The sequence below is a fragment of the Sphingomonas sp. 37zxx genome (assembly GCF_000786205.1).
Classification (GTDB): Bacteria; Pseudomonadota; Alphaproteobacteria; order Sphingomonadales; family Sphingomonadaceae; genus Sphingomonas.
In genome coordinates this window covers 147,249-171,642 of record NZ_JROH01000009.1, presented here as the reverse complement: position 1 = coordinate 171,642, position 24,394 = coordinate 147,249, and the positions used below count along the sequence as shown (strand labels likewise).

The 24,394-nt window shown below is 64.5% G+C and carries 19 protein-coding genes; 14 read left to right on the top strand and 5 right to left on the bottom strand.

Translation table 11 applies throughout. The features are described from left to right. Positions 1-46: 46 nt before the first annotated feature. The 3 genes from QU44_RS06255 to QU44_RS06245 all read right to left on the bottom strand — a co-directional run bounded on the left by QU44_RS06255 (position 47) and on the right by QU44_RS06245 (position 3,104). On the bottom strand, positions 47-493 hold the full coding sequence (locus QU44_RS06255; RefSeq protein ID WP_033920934.1) for a hypothetical protein: 447 nt from the start codon (positions 491-493) through the stop codon (positions 47-49). A gap of 383 nt (positions 494-876) precedes the next feature. After that, positions 877-1,653: a class II aldolase/adducin family protein gene (locus QU44_RS06250; RefSeq protein WP_033920933.1), complete on the bottom strand. Its 777-nt coding sequence runs from the start codon at positions 1,651-1,653 to the stop codon at positions 877-879. A 47-nt stretch (positions 1,654-1,700) separates the two neighbouring features. Next, a complete protein-coding gene (locus tag QU44_RS06245) occupies positions 1,701-3,104 on the bottom strand; it encodes a helix-turn-helix domain-containing protein (RefSeq protein ID WP_033920999.1) in 1,404 nt (467 codons plus the stop codon). Between the two features lie 142 nt (positions 3,105-3,246). On the opposite strand from QU44_RS06245, the gene QU44_RS06240 reads away from it, so the two are divergent. From QU44_RS06240 to QU44_RS06190, 12 genes are all read left to right on the top strand, one after another. Beyond that, positions 3,247-4,773 (top strand): acyl-CoA carboxylase subunit beta, encoded by a 1,527-nt coding sequence (locus QU44_RS06240; RefSeq protein ID WP_033920931.1) that lies wholly within the window; start codon positions 3,247-3,249, stop codon positions 4,771-4,773. After that, on the top strand, positions 4,770-5,240 hold the full coding sequence (locus tag QU44_RS06235) for a hypothetical protein (RefSeq protein ID WP_156140980.1): 471 nt from the start codon (positions 4,770-4,772) through the stop codon (positions 5,238-5,240). The genes QU44_RS06240 and QU44_RS06235 overlap by 4 nt, the downstream gene beginning before the upstream one ends. Next, positions 5,237-5,650 carry a methylmalonyl-CoA epimerase gene (mce, locus tag QU44_RS06230; RefSeq protein ID WP_033920927.1) on the top strand — a complete coding sequence of 138 codons (414 nt, stop codon included), beginning with the start codon at positions 5,237-5,239 and terminating at the stop codon, positions 5,648-5,650. Before QU44_RS06235 ends, mce begins: the two co-directional genes overlap by 4 nt. Positions 5,651-5,860: 210 nt before the next feature. Further along, the gene (locus tag QU44_RS06225) at positions 5,861-6,646 is read left to right on the top strand and encodes an enoyl-CoA hydratase-related protein (RefSeq protein ID WP_033920925.1); all 786 of its coding nucleotides are present in this window, start codon (positions 5,861-5,863) and stop codon (positions 6,644-6,646) included. A 116-nt stretch (positions 6,647-6,762) separates the two neighbouring features. Continuing rightward, positions 6,763-8,901, top strand: a complete 2,139-nt coding sequence (gene scpA, locus QU44_RS06220) for a methylmalonyl-CoA mutase (protein ID WP_033920924.1) — start codon at positions 6,763-6,765, stop codon at positions 8,899-8,901. Next, the gene (locus QU44_RS18165; protein ID WP_156140978.1) at positions 8,898-9,149 is read left to right on the top strand and encodes a hypothetical protein; all 252 of its coding nucleotides are present in this window, start codon (positions 8,898-8,900) and stop codon (positions 9,147-9,149) included. The genes scpA and QU44_RS18165 overlap by 4 nt, the downstream gene beginning before the upstream one ends. Before the next feature lie 8 nt (positions 9,150-9,157). Further along, positions 9,158-10,144: a biotin synthase BioB gene (gene bioB, locus QU44_RS06215; protein WP_033920922.1), complete on the top strand. Its 987-nt coding sequence runs from the start codon at positions 9,158-9,160 to the stop codon at positions 10,142-10,144. After that, on the top strand, positions 10,144-10,377 hold the full coding sequence (locus QU44_RS06210; RefSeq protein WP_033920921.1) for a DUF4160 domain-containing protein: 234 nt from the start codon (positions 10,144-10,146) through the stop codon (positions 10,375-10,377). The genes bioB and QU44_RS06210 overlap by 1 nt, the downstream gene beginning before the upstream one ends. Next, the gene (locus QU44_RS06205; protein WP_033920920.1) at positions 10,361-10,621 is read left to right on the top strand and encodes a DUF2442 domain-containing protein; all 261 of its coding nucleotides are present in this window, start codon (positions 10,361-10,363) and stop codon (positions 10,619-10,621) included. The genes QU44_RS06210 and QU44_RS06205 overlap by 17 nt, the downstream gene beginning before the upstream one ends. Positions 10,622-10,978: 357 nt before the next feature. After that, positions 10,979-13,087: an acetyl-CoA carboxylase biotin carboxylase subunit gene (locus QU44_RS06200; RefSeq protein WP_033920997.1), complete on the top strand. Its 2,109-nt coding sequence runs from the start codon at positions 10,979-10,981 to the stop codon at positions 13,085-13,087. Between the two features lie 67 nt (positions 13,088-13,154). Further along, complete coding sequence (locus QU44_RS06195; RefSeq protein WP_033920918.1) at positions 13,155-14,924, top strand: M14 family metallopeptidase; 1,770 nt, start codon at positions 13,155-13,157, stop codon at positions 14,922-14,924. Between the two features lie 72 nt (positions 14,925-14,996). Then, positions 14,997-18,299 (top strand): PAS-domain containing protein, encoded by a 3,303-nt coding sequence (locus tag QU44_RS06190; RefSeq protein ID WP_033920996.1) that lies wholly within the window; start codon positions 14,997-14,999, stop codon positions 18,297-18,299. Between the two features lie 228 nt (positions 18,300-18,527). On the opposite strand, the gene QU44_RS06185 is transcribed toward QU44_RS06190, so the two are convergent. Then, on the bottom strand, positions 18,528-19,151 hold the full coding sequence (locus QU44_RS06185) for a response regulator (RefSeq protein ID WP_033920917.1): 624 nt from the start codon (positions 19,149-19,151) through the stop codon (positions 18,528-18,530). After that, positions 19,148-21,091 carry an acetate--CoA ligase gene (gene acs, locus QU44_RS06180; protein ID WP_033920916.1) on the bottom strand — a complete coding sequence of 648 codons (1,944 nt, stop codon included), beginning with the start codon at positions 21,089-21,091 and terminating at the stop codon, positions 19,148-19,150. Before acs ends, QU44_RS06185 begins: the two co-directional genes overlap by 4 nt. Positions 21,092-21,290: 199 nt before the next feature. Between acs and QU44_RS06175 the strand changes: the two genes are divergently transcribed. Further along, positions 21,291-22,688 (top strand): DcaP family trimeric outer membrane transporter, encoded by a 1,398-nt coding sequence (locus tag QU44_RS06175; RefSeq protein ID WP_033920915.1) that lies wholly within the window; start codon positions 21,291-21,293, stop codon positions 22,686-22,688. 21 nt (positions 22,689-22,709) lie between these two features. Further along, entirely contained in the window at positions 22,710-24,380 is a 1,671-nt protein-coding gene (locus tag QU44_RS06170) for an MFS transporter (RefSeq protein WP_033920913.1), read from the top strand. The last annotated feature ends 14 nt before the right edge of the window (positions 24,381-24,394 follow it).

The window sequence follows — 24,394 nt, the reverse complement described above, 5'->3', positions numbered from 1 at the left end:
GCCTGCCGGCGCCCGAAACTCTTCAGGATAGGCGAATGGCGGCTTCTCATCCGCCCGATCCCAAGCTGCCCTCCCTCACATACTGACATAAACCGACCGCATGATATTGGAAGAAATCTTCCGGGAGCGAGCCGTTGGTGGTCATTTCGTAGCTGGAGATCAGAATGCCGGTTCCTTCACCGTTCCTTGAACCATGACTTTTCATCTCGATGGCTCGGCGCCCACTCGCCATGCGGACGACCCAAGCCGGGTCTTCTGCTGGGTCCTCATCCTTGACAGAGCCGTTCACCAAAGCCTGCCGCTCGGCTTCAAACTCGGGGAAATCACTCGAGACGATCCGGACAAACGTTTGCTCGCCAGCACGCTCGAATTGCAGTTGGACAAAGCCGGTCTTCTCGATGTTTGGAGCGACAGGCTTCATCAGTTGGCAATCCATCTGCCAAGCCGCAGTAGGCGTTGAAGCAGCGGCAAGCAGAAGCAGAATGGCACTCATGCCTTATTGCTCGTCAGCATCAGTGAGACCTCAATCAGCAGCAATAGGGCGTCGCATGCTACACATGCGTTCGGCTTCCGCAAAGGAGTGACCTGCCGCGGTTTTGCGAATGCTTCAATGGCCGAAACGGGGTCGGCTTCTGCGTGTCGGGTTTCAGGAAGCCAACCTTGAATAGCCGCCATCTACCCAGCAGGGGCGTGTCGGCTTCCAGAAACATCGGTCATTCGTCATGCCGTTTAGGAGCCACGACTAGGTCTGAAAGCAAGCCAGCCGGCTATTCTGATAGCACCGAAAAAGACACCAAGCCTAGCGTGCGACGAAAATCTGCCAATGATCTGGATACCCATTGCTTTCATGCTGGGTGCACCAGCCTTCCCCGTCGTCTATTCGCGCCAGCTTTTGTCCTGACGATCGACCAGCCGCACCATCGCGGCGAAATCCGCCGCGCCTGCGCCGCCGGGGGGCTGGACCTTGAACAGATCGCGCTGGTGGATCGCGACGACTTCGGGTGAGACTTCGAGCGGGGTGCCCATGCCGGCGGTGGCGATCTGAATCTCGCAGGCGCGTTGCAGCGACCAATGTTTGATAAAGGCTTCGGGCAGCGTCCGGCCCATCACCAATATGCCGTGATTCTTGAGGAACATCACCCGCTTGTCGCCCAGATTGGCGACCAGGCGTTCGCCTTCTTCACTGCGGACGGTGACGCCTTCGAAATCATGGTACGCAATCTGGCCTGCAAAACTGCAGGCGTAGAAATTGACCGGACGCAGCCCGCCTTCAACCGAACTCACCGCCATGCCTGCAGTGGTATGTGTATGCATGATGCAATGCGCGTCGGGCAGGTTGCGGTGGAATACCGCATGTTGGGTGAAGCCCGCGAGGTTGACGGGGTAGGGCGATCCGTCGAGCTTGTTGCCGTCGAGGTCGATCTTGACCAGGTTCGACGCCTTTACCTCGCTGAAATGCAGCCCGAACGGGTTGATCAGGAACGCGCCCTCTTCGCCGGGCACTTTCAGCGTGATGTGGTTGTAGATCATCTCGGACCAGCCGAGCATGTCGAACACGCGATAGCAGGCGGCCAGTTGCTGGCGCGCCTCCCATTCGGGCTCGCTCATCTTGGCTGCGTGAGTCGTCGGCGTGTGTATCGCGGCGGTCGCCATGCCATCCTCCGGCTGTTCGTTTCGAGCTATGAGTATGCCAGAGACGGTCAGCGAAAGCGATAGGGGACGACCTGCCGGACATTGGGGTCGATCTCGATGATCGAGGCTGCCGGGGGGAAGGCGCGCTGGTCGCAGGCGATGCGGGGGCAGATGCGGCACGAACTGCCGATCGGCGTGGCGGGTCCGTCGGCGCGCAATTCGTCGGCATAGACGAATTCGGCGGCGTGCTGCGCCTCGCATCCCAAGGTCACCGCATAGCGACGCGGGGTGCGGGTAAAGCTGCCCGATGCCTTCACCAGCCCCTTGGCCATCGTGACATAGCGGACGCCATCGGGGGTTTCGGCGAGCTGGACGAGGATGCGATCGGGGATCGCCACCGCTTCGTGGACCAGCCAAAGCGGGCAGGCACCGCCATATTGCGCGAATTGCAGCGGGGTGGCCGAATGGCGCTTGGTGATGTTTCCGGCCATGTCGACGCGGCAGAAAAACACCGGAATGCCCGCCGCGCCGGGGCGCTGGAGCGTCGAGAGGCGGTGGCAGGCCTGTTCGAAGCTGACGCCGAAGCGCTGGCGCAGACCGTCGACATCGTGGCGAAGCTCGCGCGCGGCATCGCGATAGGCGGTGTAGGGCATCAGCAGCGCGCCCGCCGCATAATTGGCCAGCCCCACCGACAGCAAGGCGCTGGCGGCGTCGACCAGCCCCGATCGCGCGACAGTGACGTCGATTTCGTTGGCGAACTCGAGCCGGACGAGCTGGTGCGCGAGCTGGAAATGGGTGCTTTCGGGGGGCAGGTTGCGGTCGATCCGCAGCGTGCGGCGGACGGGGTCGAAGGCGCGTAGTGGCGCGGCATGCTCGCCGGTGCCGGGTTCGATCGTTACCCGGTGGCGTAATTGCAGCCGGTCGATCATCGCGCGGACGGGGTCGGCCCCCTTGGGCAGTCCGGCGGCGAGCGCTTCGGCGGCGCGGTCGACCGGATCGATATAGTTGTTGGCGTGGTGAAACCAGTCGCGGACCTCTTCCCAGGGCTGACGGCCGGTGGCTTCGCCGCCGCTGTCAAAGCGATCGTCGAGCGCGCGCACCTGTTGCTGCACCCGAACATAGGCGTCGTGCAGCGCGACGAGCCGGCGGGCGAGTTGCGGCTGCTGGCGAAGTGCGCGGTGGACGGCGGCCTCTTCGATCGGGGCCCCCGAAACGCTGGGGTCGCGCGCCGCGGCGATGGCGGCGGTGAGCAGGCCGGCGTCCTCACCGACTTCGGCCCAGTCATTGGGGAAAGCGCGCCCCAGTGCCGCGAGCGTCAATTCGGTGAGCGGGCGATCGCCATTCTCTATCTGCGAGAGGTAGCTGGTCGAGATGCCAAGGCGCGCGGCGGTTTCGGCCTGCGACAGCGCGAGGCGTTGGCGAAGCGTTCGGACGTTCGATCCGGCGAAGAGGCGGCGGCGGGGGGCGGTCACTGGCTTCCTGCTGCGCGGGACGTGTGGTTCATGCGGCGATTGATAGTTTGCAAAGTGTTTCGCCGCAACTTCGCAACATCGCATTTGCCTTTCGCGCGGCGGGCTGAGAAGGGAATGGCCAGCGCAACGGAGGATCGCCTGCATGTCGTCGACGATGCTCGAATTGGAAAAGCGGCGCGAAGCCGCGCGGGCAGGCGGCGGTCAAAAGCGGATCGACGCGCAGCACGCCAAGGGCAAGTTGACCGCGCGTGAGCGGCTCGACGTCCTGCTCGATCACGGATCGTTCGAAGAACTCGACATGTATGTCGAGCACAACTGCGTCGATTTCGGGATGGAGGACCAGATCATCCCGGGGGACGGCGTCGTCACCGGATCGGGCACGATCAATGGCCGACTGGTGTTCGTGTTCAGCCAGGACTTCACCGTATTCGGCGGATCACTGTCCGAGCGACACGCGCAGAAAATCTGCAAGATCATGGATATGGCGCTGAAAGTCGGCGCGCCGGTGATAGGGCTGAACGACTCGGGCGGCGCGCGCATCCAGGAGGGTGTCGCATCACTCGGCGGCTATGCCGAAGTCTTCCAGCGCAATGTATTGGCTTCGGGCGTTGTCCCGCAGATCAGCCTCATTATGGGGCCGTGTGCAGGCGGCGCGGTTTATTCTCCAGCTATGACGGACTTCATCTTCATGGTGAAAGATTCGTCGTATATGTTCGTCACCGGCCCAGATGTAGTGAAGACCGTTACAAACGAGATCGTCACGCAGGAGGAACTGGGTGGAGCGGTGACGCATACCACGAAGTCGGGGGTCGCAGATGTGGCTTTTGACAACGATATCGAAGCGCTGCTCGCAGCCCGTGACTTCGTGGATTTCCTTCCCGCCTCGAACCGGGCCGCTTTGCCCGAGCGCTCGAGCGACGACCCGTGGGACCGGATCGAGCACAGCCTCGACACGCTGATACCGCCCAGCGCCAACATGCCCTATGACATGCACGAGTTGATCGCCAAGACGGTCGACGAGGGCGATTTCTTCGAATTGCAGCCCGCCCATGCAGGCAACATCCTGATCGGCTTTGGCCGGATCGAGGGGCGCACGGTGGGGATCGTCGCCAACCAGCCGAAGGTGCTGGCGGGTTGCCTCGACATTAATTCATCGAAGAAGGCGGCGCGATTCGTGCGCTTCTGCGATGCGTTCGACATTCCGATCGTGACCTTTGTCGACGTGCCCGGCTTCCTGCCCGGCGTGGGGCAGGAGCATTCGGGGATCATCAAGCACGGCGCGAAATTGCTGTTCGCCTATGCCGAGGCGACGGTGCCCAAGATCACGGTGATTACGCGCAAGGCCTATGGCGGCGCCTATGACGTGATGGCGTCGAAGCATCTGCGCGGCGATTTGAATTATGCCTGGCCCACCGCCGAGATCGCGGTGATGGGGGCCAAGGGCGCGGTCGAGATCATCTTTCGGGGTAGGACGCCCGAGGAAATCGCGGAGCGGACCGCCGAATATGAAGCGCGCTTCGCCAATCCGTTCGTAGCGGCGAGCAAGGGCTTTATCGACGAAGTGATCCAGCCGCATTCTACGCGGCGGCGGGTGGCGCTGGGCTTACGCAAGCTGCGCGGCAAGAGCCTGGAGAACCCGTGGAAGAAACATGACAATATTCCGTTGTGAATAAAATCGCGCCTCCCGCTTCTGGCGAAAACATTTCTGAAGAGTTGCGGACCCTTCGTATTGAATTGGCCAAGTCAGACTTCGCCTTGCTGGCCGAACTTCTTACTTCGCTTATAAAGTGGACGCTTACCACAATGCTGGTGCTCAATGCAGGCGGGCTTGCCGCTTTGGCAGGATCGGAAGCGCTACGTCATTTGATTGTGAAAGCTCCCGCATGGTCATTTGTTGCAGGCGCTGTTTTTGCCATGTTGGGCGCTCTGGCCCTCATAGTTGGCTTAACCAGAAGTGGCCAATCAGCTCTTGAAAAGTTGTGGGAAGGCGATTTCGTGGAAAAGAGTTACACTGAATATATGAATGGAGACGCGACGACTATAGCGACGATCATAGGCGCATCGTTGTTCGGTTTGTCACTGGTTGCCTTCATTATTGGCTGCTGGTTGGTCGGAATTGCGGGACCTAAGGTGTGATCATGGGTCGCCTCAACCATGTCGGCGTCGCGACCCCCTCGATCGCCGACAGCATCGTCTTCTACCGCGACACGATGGGTGCCACCGCGATCGGCGAGCCGTTCGATCTGCCCGCGCAAGGGGTGAAGGTGTGCTTTGTCGATACGCCCAATACCCAGATCGAATTGATCGAGCCGCTGGGCGAAGGCTCGCCGATCCACGGGTTTCTCGCGAAGAACCCGGCGGGCGGGCAGCATCATTTGTGCTATGAGGTCGAGGATATTCTGGTGGCGAAGGCATGGTTCGAGGGGCGCGGGGTGCGGGTGCTCGGCGAGCCGAGGATCGGCGCGCATGGGACATTGATCCTGTTCCTGCATCCGAAGGGTACCGGCGGCGTGCTGACCGAATTGATGGAAGCGCCGACGCACTAAACCTTCTCCCGCTGGCGGGAGAAGGATACCGAAGCTTGCCAGCTTGCTGGCTAGCGCAGGTTGGATGAGGGTGGTGCGGCGCGGCGCGCCGCGCAGTCGCAAGTGCGACTGCCCCACCCTCACCCAGCTCCGACTAGGGCCGCATGAAGAATGCGACCCAAGTCTTCGCAACCCTCTCCCGCCAGCGGGAGAGGGAAGAAGGGATCGAGCTTGCCCCATTACGAACACATCCTCACCGAGCGGCGCGGCGACGTGCTGGTCGTCACGCTCAACCGCCCCGATCGGCTGAACGCAGCCCCGCCCGCGATGTTCGACGAACTTCGCGCCGCGCTGGGCGATTTGGGCGGCGCGCGTGCGGTGTTGATCGCCGGGGCGGGGCGGGGCTTTTGTTCGGGGGCCGATGTCGGCGGCGGGGCGCTGGGCGCGGCAGATCCCGGCGCGGCGACCTTCGAAGCACTGACCGAGCATTGTAATCCCGCGCTGCTGGCGATCGCCGCGCTCGATGTGCCGGTCGTCAGCGCGGTGCGCGGGCCGGCGGCGGGGATGGGGTGCAGCCTGGCGCTGGCCACCGATATTTGCGTCGCCAGCGACACCGCTTATTTCCTTCAGGCGTTCGTCAATATCGGGCTGGTGCCCGATGGCGGCGCGTCGTGGATGCTGCCGCGGCTGATCGGGCGCGCGCGTGCGACCGAGATGATGCTGTTGGGCGAGCGGGTGCCGGCGGCCAAGGCGCTCGAATGGGGAATGATCCACCGCGTCGTTGCCGACGACGCGCTCGATGCCGAGGCGTTTGCGCTCGCCGAGCGGCTGGCGGCGGGGCCGACGCGCGCGTTGGGGTTGATGCGGCGCGGGATGCAGGCGGCGCTCGAGAACGATTATGCCGGCGCGATGCTCCGCGAGGCCGAGAACCAGCGCGCGGCGCGCGGGACGCAGGATGCGGTCGAAGGGGGGATGGCGTTTTTGCAGAAGCGAAAGGCGGCGTTTAAAGGCAGTTGATCCCCCTCCCGCTTGGCGAGGGGGTTAGGGGAGGGCTTGTCCCACCCCTCGCGCTTTCCGCCTTAGACAGGCCCTCCCCCGACCCCTCCCGCAAGCGGGAGGGGGGAGATTGTAGAATGACCGGCAAACCGACCCTCACCGACTGGCAGACCCTCGCCGCCAAGGAAACCAAGGACCGCGACCTTCGCTGGCACACGCCCGAAGGTATCGCGGTCAAGCCCTTGTACACGCAGGAGGACGTCGCCGATCTCGACCCCGGCCTGCCGGGTTTCGCGCCATTCACGCGCGGCGTGCGCGCGTCGATGTATGCCGGGCGGCCCTGGACGGTGCGGCAATATGCGGGTTTTTCCACCGCCGAGGAATCGAACGCCTTTTACCGCCGCAACCTTGCCGCCGGGCAAAAGGGGCTGAGCGTCGCGTTCGATCTTGCCACCCATCGCGGCTATGACAGCGATCACCCGCGCGTGACCGGCGATGTCGGCAAGGCGGGTGTCGCGATCGACAGCGTCGAGGATATGAAGATCCTGTTCGACGGCATCCCGCTCGACAAGATGTCGGTCAGCATGACGATGAACGGCGCGGTGATCCCGATCCTGGCGTTCTTCATCGTCGCGGGCGAGGAACAGGGGGTGTCGCGCGAACAGCTCGACGGGACGATCCAGAACGACATCCTCAAGGAGTTCATGGTCCGCAACACCTATATCTACCCGCCTGAGCCCAGCATGCGGATCATCGCCGACATCATCGGCTATACCTCGGCGCACATGCCGAAGTTCAACAGCATCAGCATCTCGGGCTATCACATGCAGGAGGCGGGGGCGACGCAGGTGCAGGAGCTTGCCTTCACCATCGCCGACGGCCGCGAATATGCCCGCGCGGCGATGGCGGCGGGGCTCGACATCGACAAGTTCGCCGGGCGGCTGAGCTTCTTTTTCGCGATCGGCATGAACTTCTTCATGGAAGTCGCGAAATTGCGCGCCGCGCGGCTGCTGTGGCACCGGGTGATGACAGAGCTGGGTGCCAAGGACGAGCGATCGAAGATGCTGCGCACGCATTGCCAGACGTCGGGCGTGTCGTTGCAGGAGCAGGACCCGTATAACAACGTGATCCGCACCACGGTCGAGGCGATGGCGGCGGCGTTCGGCGGCACGCAGAGCCTGCACACCAACGCGCTTGACGAGGCGATCGCGCTGCCCACCGACTTTTCGGCACGGATCGCGCGCAACACCCAGATCGTGCTGCAGGAAGAGACGGGCATCACCAAGGTGGTCGATCCGCTGGGCGGCAGCTATTATGTCGAGGCGTTGACGCAGGAAATTGCCGATCGCGCCTGGGAAATCGTCGAGCGGGTCGAGCGCGAGGGCGGGATGGCCAAGGCGGTCGATGCCGGTTGGCCCAAGGCGATGATCGAGGAAGCCAGCGCGGCGCGGCAGGCGCGCGTCGATCGCGGCGAGGACGTGATCGTCGGGGTGAACAAATACCGGCTGAAGGACGAAGACCCGGTCGAAATCCTCGACATCGACAATCATGCGGTGCGCGCCGGGCAAGTCGCGCGGATCGAGCGGATCAAGGCAACGCGCAACGAAGCGGCGTGCCGCGCGGCATTGGATGCGCTGCGTGACGGCGCGCGCAGCGACGCCAATTTGCTCGCGCTGGCGGTCGACGCTGCCCGCGCTCGCGCGACGTTGGGCGAGATCAGCCAGGCGCTGGAGGATGTGTTCGGCCGCTATGGCACCACGCCGACGCCGGTGAGCGGTATCTATGGCGGGGCCTATGGCGACGATGTGCGCTGGTCGCGGCTGACCGACGGCGTCGCCGCCACCGAGCGGCGGCTGGGGCGTCGCCCGCGCATGCTGGTCGCCAAGATGGGGCAGGACGGGCATGATCGCGGGGCGAATCTGGTGTCGAGCATGTTCGGCGATCTGGGGTTCGAGATCGTCCCCGGTGCGCTGTTCCAAACGCCCGAGGAAGTCGCCAAGCTGGCGATCGAGCAGTCGGTCGATGTGGTCGGCGCATCGAGCCTGGCGGCCGGGCACAAGACTTTGGTGCCCGAATTGATCGGCCATCTGCGCGATGCGGGGCATGGCGACATCAAGGTGATCGCAGGCGGGGTGATTCCGGCGCAGGATTATGATTTCCTGCGCCAGGCCGGAGTGCAGGCGATCTTTGGCCCCGGCACCAATTTGATCGAGGCGGCAGGCGAAGTGCTGCGGCTGCTGGGGCATAACATGGCCCCTGCGGAGGATGCGGCTTGAGCGAGGAGCGGCCCGAAATTAGCGGCTACGCTTTTGCCGGGTGTGCAGTGTACGGAATACTGGGCACGCTTTGGTGCTTAGGGAATGTGTTTGTTCGCTGGATGGGGCCGTGCCCGGCCTTTTCCAGCAAAACCGACTGCTACTGGAGCGAAGCCCATAAGCTATGGTTGTTTCCGGCGTCGCAGATCGCTTTTGTGGTGATTGGTTATCTGTTGTTTAAATTGGCTCAAAGGCGGGCGAAGAAATGAGTGATGTAATGCGCAACGACTGGACCCGCGAAGAGATCGCCGCGCTGTTCGACCTGCCGTTTCTCGATCTGGTGTATGACGCCGCATCGGTCCACCGCGCGCACCATCCGCGCAACCAGGTGCAACTCTCCACCTTGCTGTCGATCAAGACCGGCGGCTGTGTCGAGGATTGCGGCTATTGCAACCAGTCCGCGCACGCCGAAACCGGGCTGAAAGCGACCAAAATGATGGACGTCCGCGCCGTGCTACAGGCGGCGGCGCAGGCGAAGGACAATGGCTCTTCGCGCTTCTGCATGGGCGCGGCGTGGCGGAGCCCCAAGGACAAGGACATGCCCGCCATCGTCGAGATGGTGAAGGGCGTGCGCCAGATGGGCCTGGAAACCTGCATGACGCTGGGGATGCTCAGCGAAGGGCAGGCCGCACAGCTCGCCGATGCGGGGCTCGATTACTATAACCACAATATCGACACTTCGCCGGAGAATTACGCCAACGTCATCACGACGCGCAGTTTCGAGGACCGGATCGAGACGCTGGAAAATGTGCGCGGGGCAGGGATCAACGTCTGTTCGGGCGGGATCATCGGCATGGGCGAAAAGCGCGAGGACCGGGTCGGCTTCCTCCACGCGCTGGCGACGATGGAGCATCCCGAAAGCGTGCCGATCAACGCGCTGGTGCCGGTAAAGGGCACGGTGCTGGGCGACATGCTGGCCGATACCCCGCTGGCGAAGATCGACCAGATCGAATTTGTACGGACGGTCGCGGTGGCGCGCATCCTGATGCCGTTGTCGATGGTCCGCCTGAGCGCGGGCCGCGAGAGTATGAGCGACGAAACGCAGGCGCTGTGCTTCCTTGCCGGGGCCAATTCGATCTTCACCGGCGACAAGCTGCTGACCACGGGCAATGCGGGGGATGACAAGGACGCGGCGTTGTTCGCGCGGTTGGGGGTGATGCCGATGGCAGTTGAGGTGCGGGCGGAATTGGAAGCGGCGGAATAATGCCCACGGTGCTGCGGATCGGCGCCTTCCGCTTCTATTTCTATAGCCACGAACCCAACGAGCCGCCGCACGTCCATGTCGATCGGGGCGAAGCGACGATGAAGGTCTGGCTGGAAGGCGTAGCGGTGGCAAAGAGCCGTGGCTTTCGCGCACATGAGATCAATGGCATCGTGGCGATGGTCGAAGAGCATCGCACGACCCTGCTGGAGGCATGGCATGAATATTTCGGCTAGGCTCACTGACGAACGGGTGTTGGACGTGCGCTTCGGCGATGCGAGCCTGATCGTCGATTTGATGGACGGGCGTACGATCTCGGCACCGTTGGCATGGTATCCACGGTTGCTGCACGCAAGCCCGGACCAGCGCGCGCATTGGGAAAAGGCGGGTGCAGGCTATGGCATCCACTGGCCAGAGATTGACGAGGATCTCAGCACTGAAGGGCTGCTGCGGGGCGCACCTGCGTCGAGGGTCGGGTGAGGGTGGGGGCGAAGTTGATCGTCACTAGCGACACGCTACTGACCAGGGGCAGTGCCAAGGGCGATAGTAAAGGGGCGCTGTTTGTAACGCGAGGGGGCGTGCTGAGCACGACTGCACAGCCGATGTGGGTTGTTGCGGAATGAGAGGCCCCCCTTTGGTCATTTTCGTGCTTGCATCAATGATGTTGGTGGCCTGGGGAGTTGACGCCGTTTCCCCATTCGATTGCGCAGAGCCCGGCCTTTTCGGTCCGGCGTGTGTTCAGGCCAAACGATTGCGGTTGTTGCCTTATATCGCAGTGTTCGCGGCACTCTGGTGCATCGCTCTCTGCTTGCTCATTCGAAATCGGAAGAAGCGCTGATGTTCAAGAAAATCCTCGTCGCCAATCGTGGCGAAATCGCGTGCCGGGTTATGCGGACCGCCAAGAAGATGGGTATTGCTACGGTCGCGGTTTATTCGGACGCCGATGCGCGCGCGCCGCATGTGCTGATGGCCGATGAGAGCGTTCGGCTCGGGCCGGCACCGGCGGCGGAGTCCTATCTCAAGGCCGAGTTGATCCTGCTCGTCGCCAAGGATACCGGAGCGGACTGCATCCATCCCGGCTATGGCTTCCTGTCCGAGCGCGAGAGTTTCGCGCGGGCCTGTGCCGAGGCGGGGATTGCCTTTGTCGGTCCGCCGCCGACGGCAATTGCGGCGATGGGGGACAAGATCGAGTCCAAGAAGCTCGCCAAGGCCGCCGGCGTCAACGTCGTCCCCGGCTTCCTGGGCGAGATCGCCGATACCGACCATGCGGTGCGGATCGCGGGGGAGATCGGCTATCCGGTGATGATGAAGGCGAGCGCAGGCGGCGGCGGCAAGGGGATGCGGCTGGCCTATAGCGAGCAGGACGTCCGCGACGGATTCGAGGCGACCAAGCGCGAGGGGCTAGCCAGCTTCGGCGACGACCGCGTCTTCATCGAGAAGTTCATCGAAACCCCGCGCCACATCGAAATCCAGCTGATCGGTGATCAGCACGGCAACATCCTGTACCTGAACGAGCGCGAATGTTCGATCCAGCGCCGCCACCAGAAGGTGGTCGAGGAAGCGCCATCGCCCTTCGTCACGCCCGAGATGCGGCGGAAAATGGGCGAGCAGGCCGTCGCGCTGGCGCGCGCGGTGGGCTATTACAGCGCGGGCACGGTCGAACTGATCGTGTCGGGCGCGGACCCGACAGGCGACAGCTTCTACTTCCTTGAGATGAACACCCGGCTCCAGGTGGAGCATCCGGTGACCGAGGCGATTACCGGGCTGGACCTGGTCGAGCTGATGATCCGGGTGGCGGCGGGCGAGGCTTTGCCGCTGACGCAGGATGAAGTGCCGGTGCTCGGCTGGGCGATCGAGAACCGGGTCTATGCCGAGGATCCGTATCGCGGGTTCCTGCCGAGCACGGGCCGGCTGGTGCGGTATCGGGTTCCCACTCCCCTCCCGCGCGCGGGAAGGGCCGGGGGTGGGGCTATTTCGGTGATGGATTGGGATGCTGGAGCAGAAGGCCCACCCCTGACCCCTCCCGCGAGCGGGAGGGGGGAAGATGAACCCTATATCCGCGTCGATGATGGCGTTGCCGAGGGTGGCGAGGTCAGCATGTTCTATGACCCGATGATCGCCAAGCTGGTGACCTGGGCACCCACGCGCGACGGTGCGGCCGATCTGGCGGTGACGGCGCTCGATCAGTTCGAGCTGGAGGGCGTCGGCAACAACATCGATTTCCTGTCGGCGCTGATGCAGCATCCGCGCTTTCGCAGCGGCAATCTGACGACGGGCTTCATTGCCGAGGAATTCCCTGACGGTTTCACCGGAGCGGATACGTCGGAGGCGATGATCCGCAAGCTGGCGGCGGTGGCGGCGGTGCTCGACATGGAGACCGCGTGGCGCAACGCCAGCATCTCGGACAAGCTCGACGACCGGTTCATCCCGCGCGAGGATCGTGCGGTGCTGATCGGGGAGAAGCGATATGATGTGTCGATCGACGGCTATGATCGCGGGCTGCTGGTCAATCTCGATCCGCAGGAAAGCCCGCTCGACGTGGTGACCGGGTGGAAGCCCGGCCAGCGCAAGTTCGTCGCGACGATTGATGGCGAGCCGCTGAGCGTAGGGGTGAAGCGCACCCGCACCGGCTGGCGGCTGAACGCGCATGGTCGCAGCCATGTGGTGCGCACCCTGTCGGTGCGCGCGGCGGACCTGTCGACGCACATGATCGCGAAGGTGCCGCCAGACCTGTCGAAGTTCCTGCTGTGCCCGATGCCGGGCATGCTGAGCGCGCTGCACGTCGCCGAGGGCGATACGGTCGAGCCGGGGCAGCCGCTGGCGACGGTAGAGGCGATGAAGATGGAGAATATCCTTCGCGCCGAACGGCCGGGGGTGGTGGGCAAGATCCACTTCGCGCCGGGAGAGAGCATGGCGGTCGACGCGGCGATTCTGGACTTCGTTTAAGGGTCTGCCCCTGACGTGGAAGGGAGGGCGATTGCCGCTGGTGCCGGTGCGCGATAGGACCGGCACCATGATCCTTCGCGTCGCCACTTCGTTTGCGCTGCTCGCTGCCGCGCCCGTCCATGCCCAGACCCAGCCAGCGCCGCTGCCGCCGGTGCTGCCCTGGTCGGGGGCGAGCGAGGCGCTGGTCGCCAAGCCCGGCGCGCGCTGGATCACGCCGGTGGAAGCTGCGGGATTCGAGACGACGCCCGATTACGCCGCGACCCGCGCCTGGATCGAGCGGCTGGTCGCCGCGTCGCCGCTGCTGACGATCCACAGTTTCGGCACCACCCTCGAGGGGCGCGACCTTTATTATGTCCGCGCGAGCAAGGGGCCGGGCAAGCCGGTGGTGCTGGCGCAGGCGGGGATTCATGCCGGCGAAATCGACGGCAAGGACGCCGGCATGATGCTGCTGCGCGACATCGCCTTTGGCGGCAAGGATGCGCTGCTCGACCAGGTCGACCTCGTCTTCGTGCCGATCTTCAACGCCGATGGGCATGAGCGGTCATCGCCCTGGAGCCGCCCCAACCAGCGCGGCCCGCGCGACCAGGGCTGGCGCACCAACGCGCAGAATCTGAACCTCAACCGCGATTACCTCAAGGCCGACACGCCCGAGATGCGCGCGATGCTGGCGTTGATCCGGCGGATCGATCCCGCATTGTACCTGGACCTGCACGTCACCGACGGCACCGATTATCAATATGACATCACCTATGATTTCAACGGGTTGTACGGACGCTATGGCAACAGCGTCGCGATCGGGCGCTGGCTCGACGAGCGGTTGCGCCCGGCGTTCGATGCCGCGCTGACCGCCAACGGCCATGTGCCGGGCATGTATGTCGATGCGATCGACAATCGCGATCCGGCCAAGGGGATCGCGCATAACCCCGATGCCGCGCGCTATTCGACCGGCTGGGGCGACCTTGCCCGCGTGCCGACGGTGCTGCTCGAAACGCATTCGCTCAAGCCCTATCGCCAGCGGGTGCTGGGCACATATGTGTTCATCGAAACCGCGCTGCGCACCGTGGCGCGCGAGCGGAGTGCGCTGCAAACCGCCATCGCCGCCGACCGCGCCGCGCGCCCGGCCGAAACGGTGCTGGCGTGGAAGGAAGCCCCTGAACCAATCTTCACGATGACATTCAAGGGCATGGCGCACGACAGCTATCGCTCGCCCGCATCGGGGCGCGACGAGCTTCGCTGGTTGGGGCGGCCGGTTACGGTGAAGATGCCGGTGTTCGGACAGGTGCCTGCTATTGCCAATCGCCTGCCCAAAGCATGGTGGGTGCCCGCCAGCGCGCCGCAGGTGATCGAGCGGCTGCGGGTGCAGGGGATTGCGTTCGAAACGATCGAGGCCCCACGCGCGGTGGCGCTCGACATGGTCAGGCTGCAAGAGCCGAAACTGGGTTCGGCAAGCGAAGGGCATGTGCCGCTGAAGGCCGGCTATGCGCATGAAATGCGGACCGAGACGATGCCGGCGGGATCGGTGCGGGTGCCATCGGACCAGCCGCTGGGCCTGTTGGCGGCGGCGATGCTCGAGGCTGAGAGCCCCGATTCGTTGCTGGCATGGAATTACTTTCCGGCGATCCTGATGCGTACCGAATATATCGAAGGCTATGCGATCGCGCCGATGGCCGATGCCATGCTGGCACGCGATCCGGCGCTGAAGCGCGCGTTCGAGGCGAAGCTGGCGGCTGATCCCAAATTTGCAGGCGATGCAGATGCCAGGCTGGCGTGGTTTTATGCGCGAACGCCTTATTATGATGCGCGCTATCTGCTGTATCCGGTCGGGCGTGAATGGTGATCGCCGGTCGCGCCGCACTGCGCGCCTGCGCGGGAATGACGGGATAGCCGCTATGCGCCGGTGGCGACCGTCTTGAACCCGCTTGTCCTCACCCTTGTCGTTGCCGGCTTTGCCGCGTTGTTGTTCGCGGTGGCAGCGTGGGTCGAGCGACGCCGCGCTGCGCTGGCGCAGCATCGGTTCCGGCATGTCGCCTATGCGCTGTCGCTGGCGGTCTATTGCACCAGTTGGACCTTTTTCGGCGCGGTGGGGAGCGCGGCCGCCGATGGCTGGTCGTACCTGCCGATCTATCTGGGGCCGATGCTGGTGTTCGCGTTCGCGCCGCGATTCCTGCGGCGGTTGGTCGCAGCGGTGCAGGCCGAGGGCGCGACGACGATTTCGGACTTTATCGGATCGCGTTTCGGCAAGAGCCGCGGCGTGGCGGCATTGGTCACGATCACCGCCGCCTTGGGCGTGATGCCCTATATCGCGCTGCAACTGCGATCGGTCGGGGTGGCATTTTCCGCATTGGGGGGCGGATCGGTCGCGGTGGCGATGGGGGGCACCGCCATCGTCCTGGCGATGTTCGCGATGCTGTTTGGCACCAGGCGCTATGAGGCATCGGGGCGCAACGAAGGCGTGGTGTTTGCCACCGCGTTTGAATCGCTGGTCAAGCTGGCGGCGCTGGCGGCAGTCGCGGGGGTAGCGGTGGCGCTGCTGCTGGCTGCCCCGCGCTATGTGGTGGCCGAGGGCGCGGCGGCGATCGTTCGCAACTTTCGCCCGCAAGGGATCGGTGTCGAGGTCGCGGTGATCACCTTGCTGTCGATGACTGCGATCCTGTGCCTGCCGCGCCAATTTTATATGAGCGTGATCGAAGCGCATTCGCCAGCCGACATCGTTCGCGCGCGCTGGCCATTTGTCGCCTATCTCGCGGCGATGACGGTGATGGTGTTGCCGATCACCTGGGCGGGGCTGGCGCTGTTGCCGGCGGGCGCATCGCCCGACCTGTTCGTGCTGCAATTGCCGCTGGCGATCGATTCGCAGGCGCTGGCGCTGGTGGCGTTCCTGGGCGGCTTTTCGGCGGCGACGGCGATGGTGGTCGTCGAGACGATCGCGCTGTCGACGATGGTGTCGAACGATCTGATCGCGCCGATCCTGCTGCGATCGCCGCGATTGTCGGGTGAGGCCAATCTGGGGCGGCTGTTGCTGAACGTTCGGCGGCTGTCGATCGTGCTGGTGATTGCCGCCGCCCTGCTGTGGGCGCGTTCGATTTCGGGGGAGCAGCGGCTGGCGGTGATCGGCCATATCGCCTTTGCCGCGACGGCGCAGATCGCGCCGCTGTTGTTGCTGGCGGTCGACGGGCGGATGCGTGATGCGCTGGCGGCCAAGGTGGGGCTGACCGCCGGGCTGGTTTTGTGGCTGTGGACGCTGGCGCTGCCGCCGGTGCTGCCGAGCGAATGGCTGACCGCGCTGTCGGCGACTATCTTCGACCCGCGCCACCTGTTGGGGATCGGCAATGCCGGGCCGCTGGTGCATGGTGTGGCGTGGAGCTTGGGAGCGAACCTGTTGCTGCTGGCGCTGGTGGCGGCGCGCAAGGCCCCGGCTCCCCCGCGCCTGTTCGCGCGCGGGCGGGTGGGGCAGGTCGAGGATATGGCGGCGCTGTCGGCGTTCGTCGCGCGCTTTGTCGGCGAAGGGCGCGCCGCCGAAACGCTGGGGCCGCCGCAAGCGCGTCCGATCGCGCGCGAAGACGCCAGGCGTGCCGAGCGGCTGGTGGCGGGCGTGGTCGGAGCACCATCGGCACGGGCGCTGATGGCATCGGCGCTGGCGGGCGAGCGGCTGGGCTATGAAGACGTTGCGCGGATGCTCGATGAAAGCGGGCAGAGCCTGCAATTTTCCAAGGGGCTGTTGGCCGCCACGCTCGAGCATATCGACCCCGGCGTCAGCGTGGTCGATGGCGAACAGCGGCTGGTGGCGTGGAACAGCCGCTATCTCGACCTGTTCGGCTATCCTGAGGGGATGGTGCATGTCGGCGCGCCAGTTGCCGATCTGATCCGATGGAACGCGATTCGCGGCGATTGCGGTCCCGGCGAAGTCGATGCGCATGTCGAGCGGCGGCTGGGGCATCTGAAGCGCGGCGAAGTGCATAGTTTCGAGCGCATCCGCCCCGATGGCCGCGTGCTGAAGACCGTGGGCGGGCCGATGCCCGGCGGCGGCTATGTGATGTGCTTCACCGACACCACCACCGAAGCGCGCGCGCGCGCCGAGCTGGAGGCGCGGGTGACCGAACGCACGGCCGAGCTGACCCGGCTGAACGAACAACTGGCGCTGGCGACGCGCGACAAGACACGGTTTCTGGCGGCGGCGAGCCATGATCTGTTGCAGCCGCTGCACGCCGCCCGGCTGTTCAGCGCGGCGCTGGGGCGCGAGACCGGGGCGCATCGGCTGGTCGAGCGGGTGGACAAGTCGATTGCCGCCGCCGAGCAATTGCTGCGCGCGCTGCTCGATATTTCCAAGCTCGACGCCGGCGGGATCGAACCCGCGCCGCAAGCGATCGACGTTCGCCCGCTGCTGCACGATGTGGTCGAGGGGTTTCGTCCGCTCGCCGCCGAAAAGGGGCTACGGATCCGGCTGGGGGCGGGGGCTGGCGTGGTCGATGCCGATCCGGTGCTGCTGCGGTCGATCCTGCAGAATTTCGTGTCGAATGCCATCCGTTACACCGATAGCGGCGGCGTGCTGGTCGGCGCGCGGCGGCGTGGGGGCGGAATCGCGATCGAGGTGATCGACACCGGCCACGGCATTCCCGACGACAAGCGCGCGGCGATCTTTCGCGAGTTCGAGCGGCTGGGCACCGGCGGCGAGGGCGGGATCGGCCTGGGCCTGGCGATCGTCGAGCGCACCGCGCGGCTGATCGGGGCCGAGGTGACGTTGCGCTCACAAGTCGGAAGGGGAAGCGCGTTCGGCATCGTGTTGCCGGTGTCGCGGGCACAGCCGGCGGAGACGAAGCCGCGCTTGCCAGCCACGATCGGCGAGCGGCGATATTCGATCCTGGTGGTCGACGACGATCCCGACATTGTCGACGCGATGCGCGCTTTGCTCGAAGCCGATGGCCACCGCGTAACCAGCGCGTGCGATGCGGCGAGTGCTGTGGCGGCACTTGGCGATGCGACATTGGTGCTGGTCGATTTCCATCTGGGCGACGGACCCGACGGGCTGGCGACGATCGCGTCGCTTCGGCGCGCGCGGGCGGGGCTGCGTGCGGCGCTGGTGACTGCCGATGCGTCGCCGGTCACCTTGGCCAAGGCGCATGTCGCGGGGGTGGCGGTGCTGGCGAAGCCGCTGGCGGCGGCGACGCTGTCGGGGTGGATCGCGGAGGGCGAAGGGGCGTGGGCGGCGGAGTGACGGGGGTAGTCCGCGCTGCGTGGCGATTTCGCCACTTCGCTCGAAACGAACGGGGGGTGCGCTCTAGTGGATTGATTTTGACATTCGCATCCCGCCTGCGGCACGCTCTCGCTGCGAATGTCAAAATCATAAAATCCACTAGAATCACATAATTGCTAGTGGTCCTGGAGATTCTGACATTTGCTCCTGACTGAGCCGAAGGGGGTAGCAAATGTCAGAATCGGACCACTAGTGCGTAATCCCCAGACCCAGCGCGCGCGCTGCGAGTACCGCCTGGGTTCGGTTCTGGACGTCGAGTTTGCGGAGCACTGCGGTCATGTGCGCCTTCACCGTCGCCTCGCTGATCGACAGGTCATAGGCGATCTGTTTGTTCAGCCGGCCGTGGAGGACACCCAGCAGCACCTTTAGCTGCATCGGGGTAAGCCCCGCGACCTTTTCGGCGACCGCGTCGATTTCAGGATCGGCGGGGCCGGCAATCGCCTTGCCCGCCAGCGCGTCGGCGATCGCGGTTTCGATTTCCTCGAGCGGGCGGTCCTTGCCGATGAAGCCGACCGCGCCGAAGCGGCAGGCCTCGTGCGCGACCGCCAGGCCATCGGCGCTCGATACCACCAGGATCGGCACACCGGGACGTTCGGCGTGGAGCAGTGCGACGCCCGAAAACCCTTCGGCGCCCGGCATCTTCAGGTCAAGCAGCACCAAGGCAAGATCCTCGGCACGCGCCGCGAGTTCGGCGGCGCGCGCGACGGTGCCCGCCTCGACGATCTTTGCCGCCGGGGCCACCCGCTCGATTGCCAGGGTGAGCGCCTGGCGAAACAGCGGATGGTCGTCGGCGACGAGGATGGTTTGGGTCATGCAGGCAGCAGTGGGCGATTCTCGATCAGATTGTCCACCACCGCCGGATCGGCGAGGGTCGAAGTATCGCCCAGCGAGCCGATGTCGCCCTCGGCAATTTTGCGCAAAATGCGGCGCATGATCTTGCCCGAGCGGGTCTTGGGCAGGCCCGGCGCGAACTGGATCACGTCGGGCGTGGCGATCGGGCCGATCTCACGGCGCACCCACAGCGACAATTCCTTGCGCAGTTCCTCGCTGTCGGCAACGTTGGCGTTGAGCGTGACATAGGCATAGATGCCCTGACCCTTCACCGGATGCGGCATGCCGACAACCGCCGCCTCGGCGACGTGAGCATGCGCGACTAGTGCGCTTTCGACTTCGGCAGTGCCCATGCGATGGCCACTGACGTTGATGACGTCGTCGATCCGCCCAGTGATCCAGTAATCGCCATCGGCATCGCGCCGCGCGCCGTCGCCGGTGAAATATTTGCCGGGGAAAGTGGTAAAATAGGTCTGGAAAAACCGATCGTGATCGCCCCAGACGGTGCGCATCTGCCCCGGCCAGCTATCGGTGATCACCAGGCACCCCTCAGTCGCGCCGTCGAGCACCTGTCCCTCGGTATCGACCAGTTGCGGCTGGACGCCGAACATCGGCTTGGTAGCTGAACCAGGTTTCAGATCGGTCGCGCCTGGCAGCGGCGAGATCATCGCGCCGCCGGTTTCGGTCTGCCACCAAGTATCGACGATCGGGCAGCGGCTGTCGCCGACGACACGGTAATACCATTCCCAGGCTTCGGGATTGATCGGCTCGCCGACGCTGCCAAGGAGGCGAAGCGACGAACGATCGGTGCGCGTGACATAATCGTCGCCCTCGCGCATCAGCGCGCGAAGCGCGGTGGGGGCGGCGTAGAAGATGTTGACGCCGAATTTGTCGACGACCTGCCAGAAGCGGCTGGGATCGGGCCAGTTGGGCACCCCTTCGAACATCACCGTCGTCGCGCCATTGGCGAGCGGGCCATAGACAACATAGGTGTGGCCGGTGACCCAGCCGATGTCGGCGGCGCACCAGAACACGTCGCCGGGGCGATAATCAAAGATATATTCATGCGTCATCGACGCCCACACCAGATAGCCGCCGGTGGTGTGCAGCACCCCCTTTGGCTGGCCGGTCGATCCGCTGGTATAGAGGATGAACAGCGGGTCCTCGGCACCCATCGCTTCAGGTGCGCAATCGGGCGAGGCGGCGTCGAGCGCCTCGTGGTACCAGACGTCGCGGCCTTCCTGCATCACCACCGCGCCGCCGGTGCGGCGGACGACGACGACCTTTTGCACCGATGGGCAGCGCTTGAGCGCTTCGTCGAGATTGGCCTTGAGCGGTACGGTCTTGCCGCTGCGAAGCCCTTCATCAGCGGTGATGACCAGCGTGCTGTCGCAATCGCGGATTCGGCCCGCAAGCGCGTCGGATGAAAAGCCGCCAAAGACGATCGAATGGATCGCGCCGATCCGCGTGCAGGCGAGCATCGCCATCGCCGCTTCGGGGATCATCGGCATGTACAGCGTCACGCGGTCGCCGCGCCCGACGCCATTGTCTTTCAGGATGTTGGCGAAGCGGCAAACTTCGGCGTGCAGCTCGCGATAGGTGATGCGGCGGGCGTCGCCGGGGCTGTCGGGCTCCCACAGGATCGCCACGGTATCGCCGCGTTCGGCGAGATGGCGATCGAGGCAGTTGGCCGACACGTTCAGCTTTCCGTCGGCGAACCATTGGATGCCGAAATCGGCCTCGTCGAACGAGGTTTCCTTGACGCGGGTGAAAGGTTTGATCCAGTCGATCCGCTTCGCCTCGTCGCGCCAGAAGCCGTTGGGATCAGCGATCGAGCGGGCATGCGCGGCGGTGTAGCCGGCTGCGTCGATCTTCGCGGTTTCCGCCCAGGTGGCGGGAACGCGGTGGATGGCCTGACTCATCTAAGGCTCCTCTCTGATTGTTTCGCTAACCATTACCCGGTTCGCATCGCCGGCGCATCCCAGACCTAGGTCGCAGACGCGCACCGTCTATGGGCATCGACGAACGTCTAACTATCGCCATGCCCGTGGGCGGTCGATCCTGAAGCCGCTGTCAGAGTGCGTGCCATGAGCGCGCACCGGCAGCCTTGGGAGAGTATGGATGCGACACCATCAAGGCCTGTTGCTGGCAAGCGTCGCGATCGCATCGATCGTGGCCGGGCGTGCCGAAGCGCAGACCGGGCGCGAGGTGCAGTTGGAAGCGCGGCTGAACCAGTTGGAGGAGGCGGTGGCGACGCTGCGCGGTGAGCTTCGCGCTGCCCGCGCCGCGCCGCCCGCTAGCGTTTCCCCGGTTGCGGTGGCGGGCCGGCCGCTCGCGCCGACGGCATATCCGGCGGTATCGTCGCAGGGTCAAAGCCACGCCGCAGCCGCATCGCCGCCCGATGGATTTCGGGTGGGCAATACGACGGTGAAGCTGAACGGCTTTGTCCGGCTGAACACCATCGCCAGCCGCTACAGCGCGGGCGAGGTCGCAGTCGGCGGGCTGGGCAAGGAATTCTATCTGCCGCAGCAAATCCCGGTCGGCGGCAATTTTTCGAGCGAAGACCTGTTATTGTCCGCCCGCCAATCGCGGATCGCGCTGAGTTCATCGACCCCGGCGGGCGGCGGCGAGATCAAGACGCTGATCGAATTCGATTTCGCGCTGGCGACCGCGCCGGTGGGAGCGCAGCGCGCGACCAACCCCTATGTGCCGACGTTCCGCCGCGGCTTCATCGAATATGGTAACCTGCTGGTCGGGCAGGAATGGTCGACCTTCCAGAATGTCGGCGTGCTGCCCGAAAGCACCGATTTCGTCGGGCCGCTCGAGGGGACGGTGTTCAACCGGCAGGCGCTGATCCGCTACACCGTGCCGCTGTCGAAGACCGCAAACCTGCAATTGGCGATCGAGAATCCGCAGAGCGAGACCGCGCTGCCGGGCAATGCCGCACTGGTCGATACCGACGATGATCGCGCGCCCGATCTGGTCGCGCGGCTGAACCTGAAGCCTCGCTTTGGCGATTTCGCGATTGCCGCGATCGCGCGCGAATTGCGTGTCGATGCGCTTGGCGTGGGCGACAGCGCGTTCGGCTGGGGCGTGTCGGGATCGGGCAAGGTGCCGATCGGGGCCAATGGCAGCGATCTGCGCTTCATGGCGACTTATGGCCAGGGCATCGGGCGGTATCTGGGCCTGGGGTATGTTCCCGACGCGCTCTATGCCGGGCCGGGCGGGCAATTGCTGGTGATCGACAATTTCGCGGGCTTTGCGGCGGTGAAGCTGGGGTGGACGCCGACGCTGCGATCGACCTTCACCGGCAGCTATCAATCGGCGCAATATCCCGAGGGGCTGATCGTCACCGGCCTGGCCAATGCCAAGGCCTATGGCGGCGCGGCGAACCTGTTCTGGACGCCGACCAAGGGTTTCGACGTCGGCATCGAATATCGCCACGGTGTCCGCGAATTGCTGAACGGCGATACCGGCGCGCTCGATCGTATCGAGTTCGCGATCAAATACGGCTTCTAATTCATCACAGGGAGAGGGTGCATGGCGACGACATATGATGAGGTGCCACCGGGCAAGATGTCGGTGAAGCAGAACGAGAAACTGGTGATCGCGGCGTCATCGCTGGGCACCGTGTTCGAATGGTATGACTTCTACCTCTATGGCCTGCTCGCGGCCTATATCACCGCGCAATTCTTTTCGGGCGTGAACGAGACGACGGGCTTTATCCTGGCGCTGGCTGCGTTTGCTGCTGGCTTTGCGGTGCGACCGTTCGGCGCGCTGGTGTTCGGGCGGATCGGCGATCTGGTCGGGCGCAAGAATACCTTCCTGGTGACGATGGGGCTGATGGGCCTTGCCACCTTCTCGGTCGGTCTGCTGCCAAGCTATGCATCGATCGGCGTTGCCGCGCCGATCATTCTGGTGGCGCTGCGACTGATCCAGGGCCTCGCGCTGGGCGGCGAATATGGCGGTGCGGCGACATATGTTGCCGAGCATGCCCCGCCGGGCAAGCGCGGGCTGTTCACCAGTTGGATTCAGACGACGGCGACGATGGGGCTGTTCGCGGCGCTGCTGGTCGTCATCGGGCTGCGGACCGCGATGGGCGAGGAAGCCTTTGCTTCATGGGGCTGGCGCGTGCCGTTCCTGATTTCGATCCTGTTACTGGGCGTATCGCTGTGGATCCGCTTGCAGCTTGCCGAAAGCCCGGTCTTTCAGAAGATGAAGGACGAGGGCGCAACGTCGAAGGCACCGCTGACCGAAGCATTCGGGACGTGGAGCAACGGTAAATGGGTGCTGATCGCGCTGTTCGGTGCGGTCGCGGGGCAGGGTGTGGTCTGGTACACCGGCCAATTCTATGCGCTGTTCTTCCTCGAACGCACGATGAAGGTGGATGGCGCGAGCGCGAATATCATGATCGCGATTGCGCTGGCATTGGCGACGCCGTTCTTCGTGTTCTTTGGCTGGCTGTCGGACAAGATCGGTCGCAAGCCGATCATCCTGAGCGGCTGCGCGCTGGCGGCGATCACCTATTTCCCGCTGTTCGGCGCGCTGACCGACGCTGCCAATCCCGCACTGGCGCGTGCCACCGCCGCCGCACCGATCACCGTGCTGGCGCATGAAGGCGAATGCTCGTTCCAGTTCGATCCGGTCGGCAGGAACAAGTTCGACAGCACGAGCTGCGACATTGCCAAGGCGTATCTGGCCAAGAACGGCCTGGACTATAACAATGTCGAGGCACCGGCGGGCACTGTGGCACAGGTTCGCATCGGTGATGCGGTCTTTGCCTCGCCCAATCCGGCGATGGTGAGCGGCCCCGAGCGGTCAGCGGCGATCACTGCGTTTCAAAATGAAGTAAAGGCGGGGCTGGCGACCGTCGGCTATCCTGCCAAGGCCGATCCAGCACAGATCGACCGGGTGACGGTGATTGCGATCCTGTTCGCGCTCGTCTTCCTGGTGACGATGGTTTACGGCCCGATCGCTGCGCTGCTCGTCGAATTATTCCCGACGCGGATCCGTTACACGTCGATGTCGCTGCCCTATCATATCGGCAATGGCTGGTTCGGCGGGTTTCTGCCGACGGTGGCCTTTGCGATGGTCGCGGCGACGGGGGATATCACTTATGGCCTGTGGTATCCGATCGTGGTGGCGTCGCTGACGGTGGTGGTCGGGCTGATCTGGCTGCCCGAGACGTTCAAGCGCAGCCTGAACGACTGATCCGGTTGCTCCCC

What these genes read in the sequence shown, in the direction of transcription:
- QU44_RS06255 (WP_033920934.1), bottom strand. Translation starts at nt 493, where the DNA reads ATGAGTGCCATTCTGCTTCTGCTTGCCGCTGCTTCAACGCCTACTGCG.
- QU44_RS06250 (WP_033920933.1), bottom strand. Translation starts at nt 1,653, where the DNA reads ATGGCGACCGCCGCGATACACACGCCGACGACTCACGCAGCCAAGATG.
- QU44_RS06240 (WP_033920931.1), top strand. Translation starts at nt 3,247, where the DNA reads ATGTCGTCGACGATGCTCGAATTGGAAAAGCGGCGCGAAGCCGCGCGG.
- scpA (WP_033920924.1), top strand. Translation starts at nt 6,763, where the DNA reads ATGACCGGCAAACCGACCCTCACCGACTGGCAGACCCTCGCCGCCAAG.
- bioB (WP_033920922.1), top strand. Translation starts at nt 9,158, where the DNA reads ATGCGCAACGACTGGACCCGCGAAGAGATCGCCGCGCTGTTCGACCTG.
- QU44_RS06210 (WP_033920921.1), top strand. Translation starts at nt 10,144, where the DNA reads ATGCCCACGGTGCTGCGGATCGGCGCCTTCCGCTTCTATTTCTATAGC.
- QU44_RS06205 (WP_033920920.1), top strand. Translation starts at nt 10,361, where the DNA reads ATGAATATTTCGGCTAGGCTCACTGACGAACGGGTGTTGGACGTGCGC.
- QU44_RS06200 (WP_033920997.1), top strand. Translation starts at nt 10,979, where the DNA reads ATGTTCAAGAAAATCCTCGTCGCCAATCGTGGCGAAATCGCGTGCCGG.
- QU44_RS06195 (WP_033920918.1), top strand. Translation starts at nt 13,155, where the DNA reads ATGATCCTTCGCGTCGCCACTTCGTTTGCGCTGCTCGCTGCCGCGCCC.
- QU44_RS06185 (WP_033920917.1), bottom strand. Translation starts at nt 19,151, where the DNA reads ATGACCCAAACCATCCTCGTCGCCGACGACCATCCGCTGTTTCGCCAG.
- acs (WP_033920916.1), bottom strand. Translation starts at nt 21,091, where the DNA reads ATGAGTCAGGCCATCCACCGCGTTCCCGCCACCTGGGCGGAAACCGCG.
- QU44_RS06175 (WP_033920915.1), top strand. Translation starts at nt 21,291, where the DNA reads ATGCGACACCATCAAGGCCTGTTGCTGGCAAGCGTCGCGATCGCATCG.
- QU44_RS06170 (WP_033920913.1), top strand. Translation starts at nt 22,710, where the DNA reads ATGGCGACGACATATGATGAGGTGCCACCGGGCAAGATGTCGGTGAAG.